Source organism: Vibrio sp. 03_296, assembly GCF_002265885.1.
The window spans coordinates 27,782-49,073 of the sequence record NZ_NPKW01000148.1 but is presented as its reverse complement, the minus strand read 5'-3'; the positions used below and the strand labels follow the sequence as shown (position 1 = coordinate 49,073).

Sequence of the window (21,292 nt, the reverse complement as noted above, 5' to 3'; positions counted from 1 at the left end):
AGTGTTAGATTTTCTTAAATACGAGTGAGCCGTTTGTTCCACCGAAGCCGAATGAGTTACAGATGGCGTACTCCATATCCACTTTCTTCGCAGTATGTGGAACAAGATCGATATCCAAACCTTCTTCTGGGTTATCCAGGTTAATGGTTGGTGGAACGATCTGATCAACCAGCGACAACACGGTAATGATCGCTTCAACAGAGCCTGCAGCACCAAGTAGGTGGCCGGTCATAGATTTCGTTGAAGATACTTTAACTTGTTTAGCGCCCTCTTCACCAAGGGCACGTTTCACGCCTTTGATTTCAGCCACATCGCCTGCTGGTGTTGATGTACCGTGAGCGTTCACATAACCCACTTGTGTACCAACAATACCTGCGTCACGCATTGCCGCTTCCATCGCTAGTGCGCCACCAGAGCCGTCTTCGCTTGGTGAAGTCATATGATAAGCATCACCTGACATACCAAAGCCAACCAACTCAGCGTAAATTTTTGCGCCACGTGCTTTTGCATGTTCGTACTCTTCAAGTACCATGATGCCAGCACCATCGCCTAATACGAAACCATCGCGATCTTTGTCCCAAGGACGAGACGCTTTTTGTGGTTCATCGTTACGAGTAGAAAGAGCTTTCGCCGCACCAAAGCCAGCCATACCAAGCGGTGTGGATGCTTTCTCTGCACCACCAGCAACCATAGCGTCAGCATCGCCGTAAGCGATCATTCGCGCTGCATGGCCGATGTTATGCAAGCCAGTAGTACATGCCGTAGAAATCGCGATGTTTGGACCGCGCATACCACGCATGATAGATAGATTACCTGCAACCATGTTTACAATGGTTGAAGGAACGAAGAATGGGCTAACTTTACGTGGGCCTTTTTCAACTAAAGCGGTGTGGCCTGCTTCAATAAGATCTAGACCGCCGATACCAGAGCCGATCGCAACACCAACGCGGTGTGCGTTTTCATCCGTAATTTCAAGACCTGAATCGTCTAAAGCCTGAATACCTGCTGCAATGCCGTACTGGATAAAGAGATCCATTTTACGCGCATCTTTTTTAGACATGTATTCTTCGCAGTTGAAGTCTTTTACCAAACCGGCGAAACGGGTAGAGAAGTTAGTTGCATCGAAATGATCGATATTGACGATACCACTTTTGCCTTCAAGCAGGGATTTCCAGGATTCTGCTACGGTGTTGCCAACCGGTGACAACATACCCATGCCAGTGACAACTACACGACGCTTGGACACGATATAATTCTCCGGGGATTGAATTTCTATGAGAGGATAGAAGAAGTTAGAAAAAACACAGGCGGTCTAGGTGACCGCCTGGGGGAGATGATTACTGAGCGTTCGCAGTTACGTAATCGATCGCAGCTTGAACAGTTGTAATCTTTTCAGCTTCTTCGTCAGGGATCTCAGTGTCGAATTCTTCTTCTAGTGCCATTACTAGTTCAACGGTGTCTAGAGAATCAGCGCCTAGGTCGTCTACGAAAGAAGCTTCGTTTTTAACTTCAGACTCATCAACACCTAGTTGTTCAACAATGATTTTCTTTACGCGTTCTTCGAGGTTGCTCATTTTTCTTTTCCTTTACAGAGTTCGCTTTATGCGATGTTTTCCGTAGTTTATTCAAACTATTAAAAGTTGCAAGACCAACTTTTCTGGTCAAACCACAATTTACGCGATTTTAACCGATTTTCATTACATATTTGACCTAAATCATGCACAGATAGTGAACATAATTTAGACCATATACATTCCGCCGTTGACGTGCAGTGTTTCGCCAGTGATGTAAGCAGCAGCTGGCGACGCCAAAAATACCACAGCTTCCGCAATTTCACGAGGATCACCAAGACGACCTGCTGGAACATTCGCCAAAGTGGTGGCACGTTGCTCATCATTTAGAGCACGAGTCATGTCCGTCTCAATGAAACCTGGCGCTACAGTATTGACCGTTACACCACGAGATGCAACTTCACGAGCCAATGATTTTGTGAAACCAATAACACCCGCTTTCGCCGCCGCGTAGTTTGCTTGGCCTGCGTTACCCATTGTGCCAACAACAGAACCAACGTTGATGATGCGGCCATCACGTTTTTTCATCATGCCACGCATCACTGCTTTAGAAAGACGGAAAATAGACGTTAGGTTAGTGTCCATAATGTCGTTCCATTCGTCGTCTTTCATGCGCATAAGCAGATTATCGCGTGTGATACCTGCGTTATTAATCAAGATATCGACCGCGCCGAACTCATCATTAATTGCTTTTAGTACGCTTTCAACCGATTCAGCATCCGTCACATTCAGAGCAAAGCCTTTGCCATTTTCGCCTAGGTATTCTGAAATTGCCGCTGCGCCGTTCTCTGAAGTCGCGGTACCAATTACTGTCGCGCCACGTGCAACCAGAGTTTCTGCGATTGCACGACCGATACCACGGCTCGCACCCGTTACTAACGCAACTTTACCGCTTAGGTTTAATAAGTCAGTCATTTTTATTCCCTATTACTTTACAGCGTCAAGCGATGCAACATCGTTTACTGCCGCTGCTTCTAGTGATTTGACAATACGCTTTGTCAAACCTGTCAATACTTTACCAGGGCCCATTTCAAGCAATTTTTCGACACCCTGTGAACTCATTAGTTCCACACTTTCAGTCCAACGAACTGGGCTGTACAGTTGACGAACTAAGGCATCTTTGATTTTCGCTGGATCGGTTTCTGCAACCACATCCACGTTGTTGATCACTGGCAACTGTGGGGCTTTGAATTCGATAGATTCCAGTGCAACCGCGAGTTTCTCTGCTGCTGGTTTCATTAGTGCACAGTGTGAAGGCACAGAAACTGGAAGAGGAAGAGCACGTTTGGCACCCGCTTCCTTACAAAGTGCGCCCGCACGCTCTACTGCGTCTTTGCTACCTGCAATCACCACTTGGCCAGGCGAGTTGAAGTTCACTGGAGAGACCACGTCGCCTTGCGCCGCTTCTTCACAAGCTTTGGCAATCGCTTCATCATCTAGACCGATGATCGCGTACATCGCGCCAGTCCCTGCTGGTACTGCTTCTTGCATAAGTTGACCACGAAGCTCGACAAGTTTGATCGCTTCTTGGAAATCAATCACGCCCGCACACACTAATGCTGAGTACTCACCCAAGCTATGGCCTGCCAAGTTTTCTGGTTGAGCAAGACCTAATTCTTGCCACACTCGCCAGATCGCTACCGACGAAGCCAGCAATGCAGGTTGAGTACGGAACGTCTGATTCAAATCTTCCGCAGGACCGTTTTGTACCAGTGCCCATAAATCGTAGCCAAGCGCTTCTGACGCTTGTGCAAATGTTTGTTTAACGATTTCATACTGTTCGCCAAGATCTGCCAGCATACCAACTGCTTGAGAACCTTGACCTGGAAATACGATAGCAAACTTGCTCATAGTAATTTTCCTTAACCGAAGCTAAATAAAATACTGTTACTACTCACGAGCAACAGCAAAATTAAGAATTCTTAATTAAAAGCGAACTAACGCTGAACCCCAAGTGAAACCGCCACCAAAGGCTTCGAGTAGTAGCGTCTGACCACGCTGAATACGCCCATCACGCACCGCCTCATCTAATGCCGTCGGTACGGTTGCCGCAGAGGTATTGCCATGACGATCAAGGGTAATCACCACTTGATCAAGAGACATTGACAATTTTTTCGCCGTTGCTGAAATAATGCGATAGTTGGCCTGATGAGGAACTAACCAGTCGAGCTCAGATTTATGCATATTGTTCGCAGCCAAAGTGTCTTTAACCAGTTTCGATAACTGAGTCACCGCAACTTTGAATACTTCGTTACCCGCCATATGCAGCCACTTGTCGGCATCTTTGCCGCGCTCAGGTACTTCTAAGCTAAGAAGATCACCAAACTCACCATCCGCGTAGATGTGAGTAGACAGAATACCCGGCTCTTCGCTTGCTCCAACAACCACAGCACCTGCGCCATCACCGAATAAGATAATGGTCGAGCGGTCCGTTGGATCGCAAGTTTTCGATAAAGTATCAGAACCAATAACCAGTACGTTTTTACACATACCCGTTTTAATATGTTGATCAGCAATAGAAAGTGCGTAGACAAAGCCTGAGCACGCTGCAGCTAAATCGAATGCAGGACAACCTTTGATGCCAAGCTTTGCCTGCACCTGACATGCAGATGAAGGAAAAGTATGGCTTCCACTTGTCGTCGCAACGATGATCAGGTCAATATCATTTTTATCGATACCTGCCATCTCTATCGCGTTTTGAGCCGCATAAAAACCCATATCAGCTACCGTTTCATTTTCAGCAGCAATACGACGCTCTTTAATACCAGTTCGGGCAACAATCCACTCATCACTTGTCTCTACCATTTTCTCTAGATCAGCATTGGTGCGGATCTGAGATGGCAGGTAGCTGCCAGTACCTAAAATTTTGCTATACATGAAGACTAATAATGCCTCTCGAGTAAAACCGCTTCCAAACGATCGCTTATACGGCTTGGTACTTGTCGTTTGACCTCGTGTACCGCCTCACCAATCGCATTAACTAAGGCAGATACATCAGCACTTCCATGACTTTTTATGACAATGCCGCGCAATCCTAGCAAACTTGCGCCGTTATACTGGTCGGGGTTCAGTGTTTTTAGTTCATTAAATAGCCCAGAAAACAATATTCTGGCTATCCAACCCTTTATCGACGAAGCCATCATGCTGGTTTTTATTTTTTCGATAAACAGCTGCGCAGTTCCTTCGCTGGCTTTTAGGCAGACGTTGCCAACAAATCCATCGCATACAATCACGTCTGCTGCGTTTTTTAAGATTTGGTTCCCTTCAATGTAGCCGACAAAGTGAACCGCTTGTGTTTGCGATAGCAGTTCAGCGCAACGCTTCACCAAATCATTGCCTTTCGTTTCTTCTTCGCCCACGTTCAACACCGCGACTCTTGGAGCACGGTTCAAATGCTCTTCAGCAAGAGCAGAGCCCATGACAGCGAACTGAAACAAAGTATCCGCATCGCACGAAACATTGGCACCAAGATCCAACATCCAACTGCGACCACCCGTTACGGTTGGTAAAGCGGAGATCAATGCAGGCCGGTCGATTCCCGGCAGCAATTTGAGAATAAAACGAGAAAGCGCCATGAGTGCGCCAGTATTGCCACCGCTGACGCATGCATCGGCGGTTGAGTCCGCAACAAGCTCGATTGCATGTCGCATTGAACTGCCTTGGCTATTGCGCAGGGCTAAAGAAGGCTTTTCGGAATTAGAAATCATTCGATCACAATGCTGAACGCTCAGGCGAGCATCAGGTTTGTAACCTAATAAGGAAAGTTGGGACGTGATCTGTTGTTGATCACCTGTAAGAATCACTTTTAGCTCTGGGAAATGAGACAGTGCCTGCACGGCGGCAGGCACTGTGACGCGTGGACCGAAATCCCCGCCCATTGCATCAAGTGCAACGGTAATACTTTGCAAAGGGTCAACCTTACTTGTTGATAACCTTTTTGCCACGGTAGTAACCTTCAGCGGTTACGTTGTGACGTAGGTGAGTTTCACCTGAAGTCGCGTCTACAGATAGTGCAGCTGTAGTTAGCGCATCGTGTGAACGACGCATGCCACGCTTAGAACGTGTCTTACGGTTTTGTTGTACGGCCATTGACCCTACTCCTATGTTATGGTTCAGCTTAAAGCTTAGCGCTTTAGGCTTTTTAAAACGTCGAACGGATTTGGTTTTGTTTCCTCAATTTCTTCAGGAATCTCACCAAAAACCATGTTATTTGAATCAACGCTGCAATCCGCTTCGTCATGCATTGCAATTTGAGGTAATTCTAAGATGAACTCATCTTCAACAAGTTGAATAAGGTCGACTTCGCCATATTCGTTAAGATCTACCAAATCGTAACATTCTGGGGCATCTTGCTCACTTTTCTCACTGTAGTAAGGAGTATAAGTGAACTCTACTTCACACAGATGCGTGAAGGTCTCATTACAACGTTGACATTCTAAACCGACTTCGATGTTAGCTTTACCAGAGATAACAACAAGTCGCTGTTCATCTATCTCAAATGACAAATAGACTTCTGCGTCGCGTTTTACGCCTTCGGTCATTTCAGCTAGACGCTTAAACAGACTGGCTTGGATGATGCCATCGTAATCCAATCTCTTCTGCGCGGCTTTGGCTGGATCCACCGTTCGCGGTATTTTTACCTTTTGCATAGGGCGCGAATATTATCTTCCAAAAAGAATTTAGTCAAAGGAAAAGGCAAAAAAGTTGTACTTTTTTGCGCTTGTTATACAGAGCATTAGCATGCTCCAACGGGAATCCGTTATGCTATGAAGAATGCTCCGTCAAATTGTAAGCCAAAATGGAAAATTACCAACTAGTTTTAGCGTCTACCTCACCATTTCGTCAGCAACTGCTGGAAAAACTGGCAATTCCTTTTTCAACTCTCTCTCCAAACTGCGATGAGACCCCACTGGAAGGCGAGTCCCCACAACAGTTGGTCTTGAGACTTGCCGAAAGCAAAGCGCAATCGTGTCAAATCAACCAACCAAGCTTGGTGATAGGCAGCGATCAAGTGTGCGTTATTGACGGTAACATTGTGGGTAAACCTCATAGTCGACAAAATGCCATCGCACAACTGACCGCTCAAAGTGGCCAATCCATTGTGTTTTATACTGGGTTGGCGGTTTACAACAGCGAAACCGGAGAAACACGCTCTTGCATTGATGAGTTCAAAGTGCATTTTCGCCCACTGACCCAAGCTCAAATTGAGCGCTATGTGGATAAAGAACAGCCATTCTTCTGTGCTGGCAGTTTCAAAAGTGAAGGATTAGGGATTGCTTTGTTTGAAAAGTTAGAAGGCAAAGATCCCAATACCTTAGTTGGCCTCCCCTTAATCGACCTCATTGACTTACTAGCTCAACAAGGCATGCACATTTTGGGTTGATACAAAAGAAAAAGGGATGATTCGCTCATCCCTTTTTCCTTATCGTCTGGTTCGCAATGACTGAACGACCTTTTCCAACTGCTCTCCCATCGGCGCGTTGATTTCCATTGGTTGTTCTGTCGCCGGATGTGTAAAGCGAATGTTGGCGGCATGAAGGAACAAGCGGTTCAGTCCATGCTGAGCAGTATAAGCATCGAAACGTCGATCGCCGTATCTGTCATCCCAGGCAATGGGGTGCCCACTATATTGAGTATGAACTCGAATTTGATGGGTTCTTCCCGTAATAGGGCTAGCTTGGAGCAGCGTCGCTTGTTCAAACTTCTCGATTACCTTAAAGCGGGTTTCTGATGGCTTACCGTTTGGATTGACGCGCACAATGCTGTTGACTTCGTTTTTCAGTAATGGGGCGTTAACCACTTTGCAACTGTTTTTCCACTCTCCCATCACTAGTGCAAAATAGTATTTCTGTACTGTTTTCTCACGAAACTGCGCTTGCAAATGACGCAGAGCTGACCGTTTTTTCGCCACCAAAAGAATACCAGAGGTATCACGGTCGATGCGATGCACGAGTTCAAGAAAACGCGCTTCTGGTCGCAGTGCACGTAACGCTTCGATAGCACCAAACTTGAGACCACTTCCACCATGGACGGCGGTACCTGAAGGCTTATTTAACACCAACAGATGGTCATCTTCATAAATGATCAAATCTTGCAGTTCAGCCACTTTGTTTAGTTTCGTACTCGGTGCCGTTTCAGGATCTTTTTTCTCAACGGTTACCGGTGGAATGCGAACAACATCACCAGCAGCCAATTTATATTCGGCCTTAACTCGCTTTTTGTTTACGCGCACTTCTCCCTTACGCACAATTCGGTAAATCATGCTTTTCGGAACATCTTTCAGTTGGTTGCGTAGAAAATTATCAATACGCTGCCCTGCCATATCTTCATCAATATCGACGATTTGGACTTTAGTTCTTATTTCATTCATGGCGCTATTCTAAAGGTAAATTTGCTGGGTCTGCTGACTTGTTGTGATACAAGCATCGAGCAAGTCATTATTATGGCAAACTTGTGCTATTTGTTCGCAAAGCCGCACATTTTAGCGGTTTTCCACGACTAGGAAAACCGTAGAATTTTTGCTGACCGTGTAATAGAGCAGTTCAAAGTTACTCACAGGTTACTAATAACTCAATCGTTGTTTATTAAACAATCAGTTAGCAAACGCAAAATTGAATGAAACACGAAAAAATTTCATCGTTTGCCGCAATGCTCGTTGCTGATATTACCGTCCACTGCTATAGTTCACAGCTGCGAAGGTAGGTCTGGTTGAATTTTATGCAAAACCGACCATTTATCCACAAGCAAATGAGTAGTTTGTTGGTGTTTGAATGCAGCAATTGGCGTAAGACATATCAAAACCGACATAACTGTCACACTACTCATCGCACACTCATGTTGAGTAATTACCGATATTAATGCGGCTCACAGGCAATTCTTTGTTTGTGATGACTGACGTGCCCTTAGAGCATCCCCTTCCAGCCGGGAGGCTGCAACGCGTAAACCACGGGATCAGGCACCATGAGATAGCGATATTCAGTGACAGGTAATTAAGACAATAAAAGATAAAGACAACGAGAAATTATCAATGAAAAGAATGTTGATTAACGCAACTCAAAAAGAAGAGTTGCGTGTCGCTTTGGTTGATGGCCAGCGACTTTACGATCTAGATATCGAAAGTCCTGGACATGAGTCAAAAAAAGCAAATATCTATAAAGGACGTATTACCCGTGTTGAACCTAGCTTGGAAGCTGCATTTGTAGATTACGGAGCTGAGCGTCACGGTTTCCTTCCTCTAAAAGAAATTGCCAAAGAATATTTCCCAGATGGTTACTCTTACCAAGGTCGCCCAAGCATCAAAGAGGTGCTGACGGAAGGTCAAGAAGTCATCGTTCAAATCGAAAAAGAAGAACGTGGTAGCAAAGGTGCGGCATTGACGACCTTTATTTCCCTAGCGGGTAGTTACTTAGTTCTTATGCCAAACAACCCACGTGCCGGCGGTATCTCCCGTCGTATCGAAGGGGATGAACGCACCGAATTAAAATCTGCATTGAGCACACTGGAACTACCGCAAGGTATGGGTCTTATTGTGCGTACGGCAGGCGTTGGTAAGAGCGCTGAAGAGCTAGAGTGGGATTTAAACGTTCTGCTTAAGCACTGGGCCGCCATCAAAGATGCTTCTGAATCCAATCCAGCACCTTTCTTGATTCATCAAGAAAGTAACGTAATCGTTCGCGCTATCCGCGACTATCTACGCCGTGACATTGGTGAAATTCTTATTGATAGCAACACCATCTATGAACGTGCCAAAGAACACATTCAGTTGGTTCGCCCAGATTTTGTTAATCGCGTGAAGAAGTATGACGGTGAAGTGCCACTGTTTAGCCACTACCAAATTGAAAGTCAAATCGAATCGGCTTTCCAACGTGAAGTGCGTCTGCCTTCCGGTGGCTCTATCGTTATCGACCCAACAGAAGCACTGACGTCTATCGATATCAACTCTGCTCGTGCGACAAAGGGCGGCGATATCGAAGAAACCGCACTGAATACCAACTTAGAAGCAGCAGATGAAATCGCTCGCCAGTTGCGTCTTCGCGACCTTGGTGGTCTTGTGGTGATCGACTTCATCGATATGACACCCGTACGCCACCAACGTGAGGTAGAAAACCGTCTGCGTGAAGCCGTTCGTCTCGATCGCGCTCGCGTTCAAATCGGCCGTATTTCTCGCTTTGGTCTGTTAGAGATGTCTCGTCAACGCTTGAGCCCTTCTCTTGCAGAAGCAAGCCATCATATCTGTCCTCGTTGTAGTGGTACAGGTGTGGTTCGCGATAACGAATCTCTTGCTCTTTCTGTTCTTCGTCTTATCGAAGAAGAAGCACTTAAAGACAACACTGCACAAGTATTGGCTGTTGTACCTGTGCCTATCGCCTCTTACCTTCTAAATGAAAAACGTCGCTCTGTGAACCACATTGAACGTATTCAAGAAGTGAAGATCACCGTTGTTCCAAACTCTGATATGGAAACGCCGCATTTCGAAGTGATTCGTGTGCGTGAAGGTGAAGAAGTGGATCTGCTTTCTTACCTGCTACCGAAGAAACTCGAAGCAATGAAAGAAGCGGAAGGCAAAGAGAGCCCCGAAACCGAATACAAGCCGAAGAAAATCGAAGAGCCTGTGCTTAAAGGTTTTGCTTCTCCAGCGCAATCTGTGCCAGCTCCAACTCCAGCGCCAAAAGCAGTGGTTGCTAAAGTGGCAAATGAAAAACCGCAGGTAGAAGAGAAACCGGGTTTGTTTGGTCGCTTAATCAAAGCATTGGGTAGCTTCTTATTCGGTTCTGCTGAAGAAAAAGCAGAAGCAGAGAAGACCGAACGCAAAGACGACCGTGAGAAAGGCAACCGTCGTCAAAAACGTGACCGTAACGATCGTCGTCGTAATAACCGTGATAACCGTGATAACCGTGACAACCGCGACAACAATCGTGACCGTGATGGCAAACGTCGTCAGCGCAATCGTGATGAAAACGTCGTTGAGACTCAAGATGAAGCAATCAAACCACGTTCTCAGCAAAAGCGTAAGCAGAGACCGGCTCAAAACAAAGCAGATAATGCAGTAGAGAGCAAAGCAAACGCGAAAGTGGCAGAGAAAGGCCTACAGCTTGCTGCCGAAGCACAAGGTGCGTCGAAGCAAGAAGGTCAGAAAACGCCAAGCAAAGCGGAGAAAGTGAAAGAGCGCCGTCAGCGTCGTAAACTCAACAAACCTGTTCGCGTGAAAGATCAGCTAGAACAAGCTGAAGAAACGCTTATGGATGTAGCTCCAGTCGTTGAAGCAGAAGTCTTTAATAAGCAAAACACACCGGTATCTGAGAAATCAGAGAAAGTGGTTGCTGACTCTGTCGATGCGATGGACAACAACGAAAACGAAGAAAAACCACGTCGTAATCGTCGTTCTCCTCGTCATCTACGAGCAAGTGGACAACGTCGTCGTCGCGGTCGTGATCGTCGCCCTAACCCATTCCGCCTACGTAAAGGTGGGGTTGCCTCTCCAGAAATGGCCATGGGTAAAGTGATGCCTCGTTACATTCCAAAACCAGTTGCTAAGAAAGAAGAAGCGGTTAAAGAAGAGGTTGTAACAGCCGTTGCTGCAGTACCTGCAATGCAAGGTGGTGTCGCATGTCCAGAAATGGCGATGGGTAAAGTGATCATCAGTCGCGATATCACCGCTGCACAAGCACCGACTGAAACGAAGCCAAAACGTTCTAAATCTCGTAACAACAGGCCAGCAAAAGCAGCCGTTGTTGAGGTGGTTACTGAAGAACCAATGGTAGAGAACGCGGCTGTAGCACCGATTCAAGAAACTGAAGTTCAGAAAATCGAGCCTCAAGTTGAAAGTGCTTCACAACCAGTAGAACAGGTTTCTATCGAAACTACAGAAGTAGTGGCAGAAATCGTTGAAACGACTGAGGTTGTCGCAGAAGTGGAAAGCGCAACGGAAACAGTCTCAAACGAAACCGAAGCAACTGTGGCAGTAGTCGAAAGCTCTATCAAGGTAATTAAAGCGCAAGCTTCAGCACCGATGACTAAGGCACCTGGCCCTCAAGAGCTTATTGAGATCCAAGTTGTCGCGGCACCATTTAAAGCAGAGCGCTATTCACAGCGTGGTGCGGGTAGCCAAGTGGCGACAAGTCAAGCCTCAGCGGCAATGACAAAGCCAGACATGGTGTAACGCCTTAAGCTAAAAACATAAGGGTCATCTTCGGATGGCCCTTTTTATTACTTGTAAATATCCATTCATCACCCTAATCATTATTGAACTTAATCACACTTTTCTGTAGCATCTTGCGACTCAGCTTTTCGGCACGGGTGCAAACAAGCTCTTTTTTCCTCAATCAGCGAACCTTAATCGCAGATCAAGGATAGGTTTCAGTTTTAATGCTTTGCGAACTTGTGTCGGGTAAATTCATTTAACGATATTAGCCAAAACACATGTTCGAATTTCCTCAATTTTCAAAGCACTCAGTAAAAAATGATGTGCTCTCCGGGCTCACCGTTGCGCTAGCATTGGTGCCAGAAGCCGTTGCTTTTGCCTTCGTTGCTGGCGTTGACCCTATGGTTGGCCTCTACGCAGCCTTTATTGTGGGTTTAGTCACTTCGATTTTCGGTGGACGTCCAGGTATGATTTCCGGCGCAACTGGCGCAATGGCAGTTGTCATGGTTTCGCTCGTTTCTTCACATGGTGTCCAGTATCTGTTTGCCGCGATTATGCTCGCAGGTATTTTGCAGATTGCCGCAGGTCTATTTAAACTGGGCAAATTTATCCGTATCGTGCCGCATCCAGTTATGATCGGCTTCGTCAATGGTCTCGCGATCGTGATTTTCCTCGCGCAACTCGGCCAGTTTAAAATGGCGGATGCAGCAGGTGGACTCACTTGGTTACCTCAAGATCAGATGTTGCTGATGTTGGGCCTTGTCGCTCTTACTATGGCCATCATCCACTTCTTACCAAAGTTAACCACGGTCGTCCCTTCATCTCTTGTTGCCATCGTGACGGTAACAGGCTTAGTGATTGGCTTTGATCTTGAGACTCGTACGGTGGTTGATTTCCTACGTACCATGTCTGGTGACGAAGGCGCCACTCTCGCGGGTAGCCTACCGACCTTTGCTTTACCTATGGTTCCTTTTAATCTGGAAACCTTGCAAATCATCTTCCCATACGCGGTGATTCTTGCGGCTATTGGCTTGATTGAATCACTATTAACGCTCACCGTGTTGGACGAAATGACCAACACCCGTGGTCAGTCAAACCGAGAGTGTATCGGGCAGGGTATGGCAAACATGACCTGTTCTGTCTTCGGAGCAATGGGTGGCTGTGCGATGATCGGCCAATCGATGATCAACGTCAATTCAGGTGGCCGAGGGCGTCTTTCAGGCATCGTTGCTGCTGTGGCGCTGCTGATGTTTATCTTATTTGCTGCCGCACTGATTGAAATGATCCCTCTTGCTGCTCTCGTTGGGGTAATGTTTATGGTGGTGATCGGTACCTTTGAATGGGCCACCTTCAAGCTGGCACGCCGCGTACCTAAGCAAGATTTCTTTGTTATCGTGCTCGTGACGGTCGTAACAGTGATGACAGACCTAGCAGTGGCAGTTGCTGTCGGCGTGATAGCTTCAGCACTGATGTTTGCTTGGAACCACGCAAAACACATTTACGCAGATACCCGTATGAACGAGGAAGGTTCTAAAGAGTACAGGATTCATGGTCCTATCTTCTTTGGTTCAACGGCTAACTTCCTTGAACTATTCAACGCGCAGCAAGACCCAAGCGATGTCATCGTCGACTTTGCCGATTCTCGTGTTACCGATCACTCGGCAATCGAAGCGATCGAAACATTAGCGGAGCGATACTCTGCCGTTGGCAAAACGCTGCACCTGCGTCATTTGAGTCCAGATTGCCGCAAGTTGCTTGATAAGGCTGGAAGTTTGGTCGAGATTAACGTCAAAGAAGATCCGAGCTATAAAGTCGCCACCGACGTACTCGCGGGATAATCACTTTAGGGGATGAGTTCACGTCATCCCCTTTTTTGTAGGGTCGTTAGTTCTTTGCAACGTTCTCAAGAATCGCTTCTGACGCGGCTTCGATAAGATCCAGCACCAAATCAAACCCTTCCTCACCGCCGTAATAAGGATCAGGAATTTCATCCACATCCAACTCTGCATGGCTGAGAAACAGTGACACTTTGTGACGATACTCCTTTGGGCAAATATCAAAAAGGTCAGCTAAGTTCGCTTTGTCTGCCGCTAGAATCATATCGAACTTAACAAAATCTTCGGCGTCAACTTGACGCGAACGAATGCCACTAAAAGAGTAACCACGTTGCTGCCCTGCCTGCATGGCCCGATGATCCGGGGTATTGCCTGCGTGGTAACCTATCGTCCCTGCAGAGTCCACTTCTACATCAACCCCCAGTTGCTGTGCTTTTGCTCTTAATACGGCCTCTCCAGTTGGGGAACGACAAATGTTTCCCATACAGACAACCAAAATTTTCTTCATTCTATCCCCTGTAATATCAGTGGTTTTTCTTCCATTCGACATGGTCTATCATAGCCGCAAAATCGAAAAGCTGAAAAGGGATGTCTATGTCTGACGAAAGCGTATCAAGCGAAAACCTATCCACAGAGCAAGTAAAAGCTCAGCGACACAAAGAGCGCCAACAAAAAGTGAAAGAGCAAGTCGACGCTAAAATTGCTCAAGCTCAGGAAGAAAAGGGACTGCTTCTCGTCATTACGGGCAATGGAAAAGGCAAATCAACCTCCGGTTTTGGGACGATCGCTCGCGCAGTTGGGCACGGGAAAAAATGCGCCGTCGCTCAGTACATTAAAGGAACTTGGGACAATGGCGAGCGTAATCTTTTAGAAAAACTGGGCGTTGAGTTTCAAGTGATGGCGACGGGTTTCACTTGGGAAACACAAAACAAGGAAAGCGACACTCAAGCCGCTCAAACGGTATGGAAAGAGTGTCAGCGTATGCTTCAAGACGACTCGATCGATGTGGTGCTCTTTGATGAGCTAACCTACATGGTGAGCTATGGCTATGTCGAATTAGAAGAGGTGGTTGAAGCGCTCAATAATAGGCCCAAAATGCAATCGGTCATCATTACTGGACGCGGCGCTCATCGCACCTTAATTGAGATGGCTGATACCGTCTCCGAAGTAAAAAATGTGAAACATGCGTTTGAATCGGGCATCAAGGCACTAAAAGGTGTCGACTGGTAACGGAAATGCTTTTACCTACGCCAATCTATAAACAGGGCGACATGATGTCGCCCTGCTCTTTCTATGACTTAGCTAGTTAAACAAGCCTTTAAGTAAACCATCCACCGCCTCTTTGGTTTTCTCATCTTTGATCTTATCGGTCAACTTCTCGACTCCGCGGTCAATCTCTTTTTGGGCTTTTTGCTTTAACACATCATCAAACACCAACTTGAATTTTGGATCCGCCCAACTGCCTGAAATATTAATAGGAATGGTCACGTCTCTCAGTTCGTCGATGTCCTTACCGCCTTGGCCTTCTAGCGATCCCACAATTGAAGTGCTGACCGTAAAATCAACCGTTTGATTGATGTAGTTTGCTTCCCCTTTCCCACGAATACGCAGTAGCGGAGATTGCATGTGCATGTTATTGGTTGTCACCTTGCCTTTGTTCAACGTCAACGTTGCCGTCATTGAACTGAAGTCGGTTTTTTGCACCCCATCAGTGGCATCTAACTTTTTACCTTTAATCTTGGCGTAGTTTTCACGAATCATTTGCGCGACGTTAATGCCGTTGACGGCACCATCAGCAAAATTGATTTCAACCGTGCCGACAAGGTTTTTCTGAATACCGCTTGGCGTTAAGCTTGATCCCTTCACATCAACATCGATATTGCCAGTACCTTCCAGCTTGTCGTTTTGTGCCACGTCCACCAACAGCGGTTGCACCTGAACACCTTTGATGCGCTTTTTCACACTATAAGTGGCTGGTGAACGACGTGCATCCAGTTTCGCGCTGGCATTGATAGAACCTTGATATAGATTGGCATCAAAGCGATCTAACGTCGCGATGCCACGGTTCACCGTGAACTTGGTGATGACATTTTGCAGCTTGGCATTATTGGCTTTGAACTTATCAATACTCACTTGGCCAATCACATCCAACGTTTTTAATGCACTCAGGTCAGGCTCAACTTCGTTATTTGCCTCTGGATGCGCGTTTTTGTCATTGCTGCTGTTTGTGCTTGCCGTTTCTTGCGATGGCTGCGTTAGGCCGAGAAATTCATCGAGATCAATCTCTGGACTGTGCAGTGAAAAGCGCACTTTCGGAATCTCAGCTAACGTCACATCGGCTTTACCGTCTAATGCAATGGCGTTGGCGGTCAATTTATTCAGCACAAGCGATAGATGGCTGCTTGGCACATCAAAGGTCACCTCAGAGCTCATTGCCACCTTCATTGGCGATTGAGGCAGTGATTTCCCATTTAATTGTGACTCCAACTGGAATGCCTTCACCATCACTGTGTTGATGGCTGCATCCACATGCAACTGCGCCGAGCCATTGGCCGAAAGCTCCATGCCCGATGCTTGGCCTTTGATTTCAAATGTCAGTGCGTTGTCTTTATCAAACTCGAAAGTGTCCAGTACCAACTTGATGGTATCCATCTTCGTGGCTGGATCGCTAAACTGGCTGTTTAGCTCGATATTACGCAGAGCATAAGAAGAGAAATCTTGCGCCAACTGAAACTCAAGCTTGCCGTTTGCACTGAACTGTTGCTGGTTGTTTTTTCCTTTGGCTGAAAATTCCGCTTTGGTCCATTGATCAAAGGCGAATTCTGAAAGTGAGAAATTCACATCATAGAGTTCAAGTGAAGTACCTGCTTGTCGATCTTGGTTAACGAGCTTGGCATTGCTCACCGTGATCCCGGCCAGCTCCATACGCCAACCTGCCGCCGCACCAGGTTGCTGGGATGCATCCGTAGTAGGCTCCGAACTCACCTCTTGCTGAACCGTTTCTTGTTGCGCTTTCTGCTGCTGAGTCAACGCATCAATATTCTTTTGCCCATCTTTACGCGTCTCTAGATGGAACTCCGCACCATCAAGGCGAACATCACCAATTTGCAAGACTTTATCAAGCAGAGGCATCACCGAGATATCGATCCCAACGCTCTCAACTTTAAACAAGTTTTCTTGAGAAAAGCCCTGAGGATTCTTTAATTCCGTTTTGCCTAGAGAAAAACCAATCGAAGGAAAAAATTGCCATTCAATGTCGCCTTCAATCACCAATTCTAAACCCGTTTGCTTGGCCACTTGTTCGGTGATCAGCGGTTTAAATTGATTGGGGTTCACTAAGGTCACTAGCGCTATCGCAGCCATCACGACAACCGCGATAGGCGCAGCCAGAATAAGGAACAGTTTTTTCATATGCGTATTCCTTTGCATGCAAGAGTTGAGACAAGAACAGAGATAACACCTATTTTACGCGGTTCTTGTTCCAAAAAAAGAAAGTGGCACTTAAAGTGCCACTTTCTTAAATAAAAATAAAGCTCACTGACAAGACAATGACTTAAGCTTTCAATAGTTTTGCAATGTGCGCTTTCAGTACGTCAATCGCGATGCGGTTTTTACCACCACGTGGAACGATGATATCTGCGTACTGTTTAGACGGCTCAATAAACTGCATAAACATTGGACGAACGGTTTTTTGATACTGTTTGAGTACCGATTCCATCGTACGACCACGCTCTTCCACATCGCGTTTCACACGGCGAAGTAGACAGATATCAAGTGGCGTGTCCATAAACACTGTCGCATGCATCAAATCACGCAGACGAGGATCCGTCAGAAGCAGGATGCCTTCTAGAATGATCACCTTCTTTGGTGTCATCGTGGTGGTGTTTTCTGTACGAGTGTGTTCCGTGTAGCTGTATTCAGGTACTTCAACCGACTCGCCTTTCATTAACTTTTCTAAGTGTTCACAAAGAAGATCGTGATCAAGTGCATTCGGGTGGTCATAGTTCGTTTTAACGCGCTCTTCCATACTCAGATGGCTTTGGTCGTTATAGTAGCAATCTTCCGTAATCACACCGATTTGATGGTCTCCCACCTTTGCACGTAGTTCGTTATAAATCGTACTGGCGATGAGGCTTTTACCAGAAGCAGAAGCGCCAGCAATACCGACGATGACGCATTGACTTTTTTCAGACATTAGTTGCACCCGATGATGATTTTTTGCAGTGGGAATAAGATAAACCGCCTGATTATAAGGAGTTCACTCATTAGATACTAGTCGCTTTTCCCAGTTTCGTGGTGCATTGTGTGTACTACGAAGAATAATAAACCAGGCAAACGTTTACCTGGTCATTATTTATTCTTTAACTCGCAATAAAATCATCCGTCTATACGGGTAAACAGGATCGTTTCAGGCTTTGCCTTACCATTCCAATACATCGAGCTGCATATCTGCAAAGCAAGCTGACGGTATATTCTGCCGTGCTCGCTCTCTGGCCTTGCGACCACCGTCGGCACACCCGAGTCGAGATCTTCACGAACGCTGATATGCAATGGCACTTGCGCCAGCAAAGATAAACCAAACTGTTGCGCCATTTGTACCGCGCCACCTTGGCCAAAAATGTGCTCTTTGGCACCGCATTGACTGCAAATGTGGTAGCTCATGTTTTCCACAATACCCGCCACGGGAACACCGATCTTTTCAAACATCGCGGCGCCCTTCTTCGCATCGGCTAACGCAAGATCCTGCGGTGTGGTGACGATAACACTGGTAGTAACGGGTATTTGCTGTGAAAGAGTCAACTGAATATCCCCAGTGCCAGGAGGCATATCGATCACTAAATAGTCCAAATCTGGCCACTCAGTTTCATTCAGTAATTGAGAGAGCGCTTTCGATGCCATCGGCCCACGCCAAATGGCCGCTTCATTCTTATCCACCAAGTAACCAATAGAGTTGGTGTAGATGCCGTGCGCGAGGATCGGCTGCATCCATTTTCCGTCACGAACATCCGGTCTTTGATCGACACTCCCCAGCATGATAGGCAAAGAAGGCCCATAGATATCCGCGTCTAGTAACCCCACTTTTGCGCCTTGAGAAGCGATCGCTAGCGCCAAATTCACCGCTGTGGTTGATTTACCCACACCGCCTTTAGCGGACGTGACGGCAATAATATTCTTAACCCCACGAACAGGCTGAGAAACTTGAGTTTCTAACGCCTTAACTTGCTGACCTACCGTGAAAGCAAACGCTGGAACCGCACCACGCTGCTGTTGCTGAACAATCCACTCGCTGAGCGCGTCTTGAAGTTGCTGAGCAGCAAATGGGAACTGAATGGCGAAAGTACCATCGGCTTGAACCATCACAACACCATGCACTTCGCTCCATTGCGGGGCTAACGTTTCGTGCTCAAACTGATTCAACCAATGACAAAAATCTTGTTTAGAAGTGAACTGATGCATAACTCCTCCTTTTTCGACATCCTATCACCGAGTCTTGTCTGACTGAACCCTAAAAAAACCAGGTGATTATCCTTGTCAGCACCTTGGACTTAAAGGTTTCCTGAGTTAGTATTACCAATCAATTTTTATACCTATCGAGATAAGCGAATATTAAGTATGGCAAACGATCCAAGAAACTTTCCCCCAAGGAAATTGCTGGTAACTTGTGCCCTTCCGTACGCTAACGGTTCGATCCACCTTGGCCATATGCTTGAGCATATCCAAGCGGACATTTGGGTTCGTTACCAACGCCTACGCGGCAACATTGTAAACTTCATCTGTGCTGACGACGCTCACGGCACGCCAATCATGCTTAAAGCGCAACAGATGGGTATGTCTCCAGAAGAGATGATTGCTGCGGTGAGCATCGAGCACCAAAAAGATTTCGCTGGCTTTGATATTAGCTTCGATAACTATCACAGTACGCATTCCGATGAGAACCGTGAACTGGCTTCTCACATTTATCTGCAACTGAAAAAAAATGGGTTTATTTCAAGCCGCACTATTTCTCAGCTGTTCGACCCAGAAAAAGAGATGTTCCTACCCGATCGTTTCGTGAAGGGAACGTGTCCGAAGTGTAAATCTGAAGATCAATACGGTGACAACTGTGATGCTTGTGGCGAAACCTACAGCCCAACAGAATTGATCAATCCAAAATCTGCCGTCTCTGGCGCGACGCCAGTGATGAAAGATTCAGAGCACTTCTTCTTCGACCTGCCTCAGTTTGAAAGCATGCTAAAAGAGTGGACTCGCTCTGGCTCTCTACAAACTGAAACCGCAAACAAAATGCAAGAGTGGTTTGAGTCTGGTCTGCAGCAGTGGGATATCTCACGTGATGCACCTTACTTCGGTTTTGAAATTCCAGGCGAAAAAGACAAGTTTTTCTACGTTTGGCTAGATGCGCCAATCGGCTACATGGGTTCATTCAAAAACCTCTGTGATAAGCGTGATGATCTTGATTTCGATGAATACTGGAATAAAGACAGCAAAACGGAGCTGTACCACTTCATCGGTAAAGACATCGTTTACTTCCACAGCCTGTTCTGGCCAGCAATGCTAGATGGCTCTGGTTTCCGTAAGCCAAACAACGTTTTTGTTCACGGCTACGTAACCGTAAACGGTGCGAAGATGTCGAAGTCTAAAGGTACGTTCGTGAAAGCGAGCACTTACCTTGACCACCTAGATCCAGAGTGTCTGCGTTACTACTACGCCGCGAAACTAAACAGCCGCATTGACGACCTAGACCTTAACCTTGAAGACTTTACTCAGCGTGTAAACGCTGACGTCGTCAACAAAATTGTTAACCTAGCATCACGTAATGCAGGCTTCATTGCGAAACGCTTTGAAGGCAAGCTCGCTGAAAACTTCGTCGAGCCAGAGCTTTACAACGAATTTGTTGCCGCGGCAGATCGTATTGCTGAACTTTACGAAGCGCGTGAGTTCGGTCGTGCAATCCGTGAAATCACAGCATTGGCGGACAAAGCTAACCAATACGTTGATGAAAAAGCACCTTGGGTTGTGGCAAAACAAGAAGGCAAAGATCAGGAACTTCAGGAAATCTGTTCTGTTGGTATTAACCTGTTCCGCGTTCTAATGACTTACTTGAAACCAGTCATGCCTGCTCTTGCAGCTCGCACTGAAGCCTTCTTAAATGAAGAGCTGACCTGGGAAGGTGTTGCTCAGCCATTAACGGCACACGAAATCACCGCATTTAAAGCGCTGTTCAATCGTATCGATCCGAAAAACATCGAAGCCATGATTGAAGCATCAAAAGAAGATGCGGCGGCTGAAATGGCGGCAAAAGAGAAAGCAGAAGCCTCTAATGCAGCTCAAGAGACTGAGCTAAGCAAAGATCCAATTGCCGAAGAAATTGAGTTTGATGACTTCGCCAAAGTGGACCTTCGTATTGCCAAAATCGTTTCTTGTGAATCGGTGCCAAAAGCTGACAAACTGTTGAAATTCCAATTGGATATCGGCGGTGAAATGCGTCAAGTCTTCTCTGGTATCAAAGCGGCGTACAATCCTGAAGATCTTGTCGGCAAGTACACAGTGGTTGTGGCAAACTTGAAACCACGTAAGATGAAGTTTGGTATGTCTGAAGGCATGATCCTAGCGGCAGGCCCTGGTGGCAAAGATCTTTGGATCCTTGAACCACATGAAGGCGCACAGCCAGGCATGCGCGTGATGTAATTCAACGCTTCAATCTTTCAAAGCCCTGCACCTGCAGGGCTTTTTTGTGCCCAAAATCA

At 46.5% G+C, this 21,292-nt stretch carries 18 protein-coding genes; 5 read left to right on the top strand and 13 right to left on the bottom strand.

The genetic code is table 11. The annotated features are described in order from the left end of the window. Positions 1–4: 4 nt before the first annotated feature. The 8 genes from fabF to yceD form a co-directional block, all read right to left on the bottom strand. The gene (gene fabF, locus CIK04_RS20320) at positions 5–1,246 is read right to left on the bottom strand and encodes a beta-ketoacyl-ACP synthase II (RefSeq protein ID WP_017422308.1); all 1,242 of its coding nucleotides are present in this window, start codon (positions 1,244–1,246) and stop codon (positions 5–7) included. Between the two features lie 91 nt (positions 1,247–1,337). Further along, the gene (acpP, locus tag CIK04_RS20315) at positions 1,338–1,574 is read right to left on the bottom strand and encodes an acyl carrier protein (RefSeq protein ID WP_011080818.1); all 237 of its coding nucleotides are present in this window, start codon (positions 1,572–1,574) and stop codon (positions 1,338–1,340) included. A gap of 165 nt (positions 1,575–1,739) precedes the next feature. Then, positions 1,740–2,486: a 3-oxoacyl-ACP reductase FabG gene (gene fabG / locus CIK04_RS20310; protein WP_011080819.1), complete on the bottom strand. Its 747-nt coding sequence runs from the start codon at positions 2,484–2,486 to the stop codon at positions 1,740–1,742. Positions 2,487–2,498: 12 nt separating this feature from the next. Then, positions 2,499–3,422, bottom strand: coding sequence for an ACP S-malonyltransferase (gene fabD / locus CIK04_RS20305; protein WP_038940245.1), 924 nt, complete (start codon positions 3,420–3,422; stop codon positions 2,499–2,501). Positions 3,423–3,497: 75 nt separating this feature from the next. Beyond that, on the bottom strand, positions 3,498–4,448 hold the full coding sequence (locus tag CIK04_RS20300; protein WP_017790651.1) for a beta-ketoacyl-ACP synthase III: 951 nt from the start codon (positions 4,446–4,448) through the stop codon (positions 3,498–3,500). Between the two features lie 5 nt (positions 4,449–4,453). Next, positions 4,454–5,479 carry a phosphate acyltransferase PlsX gene (gene plsX / locus CIK04_RS20295; RefSeq protein ID WP_017790652.1) on the bottom strand — a complete coding sequence of 342 codons (1,026 nt, stop codon included), beginning with the start codon at positions 5,477–5,479 and terminating at the stop codon, positions 4,454–4,456. 10 nt (positions 5,480–5,489) lie between these two features. Next, positions 5,490–5,660 carry a 50S ribosomal protein L32 gene (rpmF, locus tag CIK04_RS20290; RefSeq protein WP_011080823.1) on the bottom strand — a complete coding sequence of 57 codons (171 nt, stop codon included), beginning with the start codon at positions 5,658–5,660 and terminating at the stop codon, positions 5,490–5,492. A 35-nt stretch (positions 5,661–5,695) separates the two neighbouring features. Beyond that, positions 5,696–6,220, bottom strand: coding sequence for a 23S rRNA accumulation protein YceD (yceD, locus tag CIK04_RS20285; protein ID WP_011080824.1), 525 nt, complete (start codon positions 6,218–6,220; stop codon positions 5,696–5,698). A gap of 149 nt (positions 6,221–6,369) precedes the next feature. On the opposite strand from yceD, the gene CIK04_RS20280 reads away from it, so the two are divergent. Beyond that, complete coding sequence (locus CIK04_RS20280) at positions 6,370–6,954, top strand: nucleoside triphosphate pyrophosphatase (protein ID WP_017422311.1); 585 nt, start codon at positions 6,370–6,372, stop codon at positions 6,952–6,954. A gap of 39 nt (positions 6,955–6,993) precedes the next feature. On the opposite strand, the gene rluC is transcribed toward CIK04_RS20280, so the two are convergent. Then, the gene (gene rluC, locus CIK04_RS20275; protein ID WP_097353064.1) at positions 6,994–7,941 is read right to left on the bottom strand and encodes a 23S rRNA pseudouridine(955/2504/2580) synthase RluC; all 948 of its coding nucleotides are present in this window, start codon (positions 7,939–7,941) and stop codon (positions 6,994–6,996) included. Between the two features lie 657 nt (positions 7,942–8,598). Here rluC and rne point away from each other — a divergent pair. Beyond that, positions 8,599–11,730: a ribonuclease E gene (gene rne / locus CIK04_RS20270; RefSeq protein WP_097353065.1), complete on the top strand. Its 3,132-nt coding sequence runs from the start codon at positions 8,599–8,601 to the stop codon at positions 11,728–11,730. 260 nt (positions 11,731–11,990) lie between these two features. After that, the gene (locus CIK04_RS20265; protein ID WP_097353066.1) at positions 11,991–13,550 is read left to right on the top strand and encodes a SulP family inorganic anion transporter; all 1,560 of its coding nucleotides are present in this window, start codon (positions 11,991–11,993) and stop codon (positions 13,548–13,550) included. A 46-nt stretch (positions 13,551–13,596) separates the two neighbouring features. Here CIK04_RS20265 and CIK04_RS20260 read toward each other — a convergent pair whose 3' ends face one another. Then, the gene (locus CIK04_RS20260) at positions 13,597–14,055 is read right to left on the bottom strand and encodes a low molecular weight protein-tyrosine-phosphatase (RefSeq protein WP_026060841.1); all 459 of its coding nucleotides are present in this window, start codon (positions 14,053–14,055) and stop codon (positions 13,597–13,599) included. A gap of 80 nt (positions 14,056–14,135) precedes the next feature. Here CIK04_RS20260 and cobO point away from each other — a divergent pair, with 80 nt between their 5' ends. Further along, positions 14,136–14,777: a cob(I)yrinic acid a,c-diamide adenosyltransferase gene (cobO, locus tag CIK04_RS20255; RefSeq protein ID WP_045588867.1), complete on the top strand. Its 642-nt coding sequence runs from the start codon at positions 14,136–14,138 to the stop codon at positions 14,775–14,777. Positions 14,778–14,849: 72 nt separating this feature from the next. On the opposite strand, the gene CIK04_RS20250 is transcribed toward cobO, so the two are convergent. The 3 genes from CIK04_RS20250 to apbC all read right to left on the bottom strand — a co-directional run bounded on the left by CIK04_RS20250 (position 14,850) and on the right by apbC (position 19,004). Next, complete coding sequence (locus CIK04_RS20250) at positions 14,850–16,958, bottom strand: AsmA family protein (RefSeq protein WP_097353067.1); 2,109 nt, start codon at positions 16,956–16,958, stop codon at positions 14,850–14,852. Positions 16,959–17,100: 142 nt separating this feature from the next. Beyond that, entirely contained in the window at positions 17,101–17,742 is a 642-nt protein-coding gene (udk, locus tag CIK04_RS20245) for a uridine kinase (RefSeq protein WP_011080832.1), read from the bottom strand. A 182-nt stretch (positions 17,743–17,924) separates the two neighbouring features. Then, positions 17,925–19,004 carry an iron-sulfur cluster carrier protein ApbC gene (apbC, locus tag CIK04_RS20240; protein WP_097353068.1) on the bottom strand — a complete coding sequence of 360 codons (1,080 nt, stop codon included), beginning with the start codon at positions 19,002–19,004 and terminating at the stop codon, positions 17,925–17,927. A gap of 156 nt (positions 19,005–19,160) precedes the next feature. Here apbC and metG point away from each other — a divergent pair, with 156 nt between their 5' ends. Then, a complete protein-coding gene (gene metG / locus CIK04_RS20235; RefSeq protein WP_038940253.1) occupies positions 19,161–21,233 on the top strand; it encodes a methionine--tRNA ligase in 2,073 nt (690 codons plus the stop codon). The last annotated feature ends 59 nt before the right edge of the window (positions 21,234–21,292 follow it).

Coding starts and splice junctions, on each gene's coding strand:
- yceD (WP_011080824.1), bottom strand. CDS start 6,220: ATGCAAAAGGTAAAAATACCGCGAACGGTGGATCCAGCCAAAGCCGCG.
- CIK04_RS20250 (WP_097353067.1), bottom strand. CDS start 16,958: ATGAAAAAACTGTTCCTTATTCTGGCTGCGCCTATCGCGGTTGTCGTG.
- CIK04_RS20260 (WP_026060841.1), bottom strand. CDS start 14,055: ATGAAGAAAATTTTGGTTGTCTGTATGGGAAACATTTGTCGTTCCCCA.
- rluC (WP_097353064.1), bottom strand. CDS start 7,941: ATGAATGAAATAAGAACTAAAGTCCAAATCGTCGATATTGATGAAGAT.
- CIK04_RS20265 (WP_097353066.1), top strand. CDS start 11,991: ATGTTCGAATTTCCTCAATTTTCAAAGCACTCAGTAAAAAATGATGTG.
- cobO (WP_045588867.1), top strand. CDS start 14,136: ATGTCTATGTCTGACGAAAGCGTATCAAGCGAAAACCTATCCACAGAG.
- rne (WP_097353065.1), top strand. CDS start 8,599: ATGAAAAGAATGTTGATTAACGCAACTCAAAAAGAAGAGTTGCGTGTC.
- udk (WP_011080832.1), bottom strand. CDS start 17,742: ATGTCTGAAAAAAGTCAATGCGTCATCGTCGGTATTGCTGGCGCTTCT.
- fabD (WP_038940245.1), bottom strand. CDS start 3,422: ATGAGCAAGTTTGCTATCGTATTTCCAGGTCAAGGTTCTCAAGCAGTT.
- apbC (WP_097353068.1), bottom strand. CDS start 19,004: ATGCATCAGTTCACTTCTAAACAAGATTTTTGTCATTGGTTGAATCAG.
- metG (WP_038940253.1), top strand. CDS start 19,161: ATGGCAAACGATCCAAGAAACTTTCCCCCAAGGAAATTGCTGGTAACT.
- CIK04_RS20280 (WP_017422311.1), top strand. CDS start 6,370: ATGGAAAATTACCAACTAGTTTTAGCGTCTACCTCACCATTTCGTCAG.
- acpP (WP_011080818.1), bottom strand. CDS start 1,574: ATGAGCAACCTCGAAGAACGCGTAAAGAAAATCATTGTTGAACAACTA.
- CIK04_RS20300 (WP_017790651.1), bottom strand. CDS start 4,448: ATGTATAGCAAAATTTTAGGTACTGGCAGCTACCTGCCATCTCAGATC.
- rpmF (WP_011080823.1), bottom strand. CDS start 5,660: ATGGCCGTACAACAAAACCGTAAGACACGTTCTAAGCGTGGCATGCGT.
- fabG (WP_011080819.1), bottom strand. CDS start 2,486: ATGACTGACTTATTAAACCTAAGCGGTAAAGTTGCGTTAGTAACGGGT.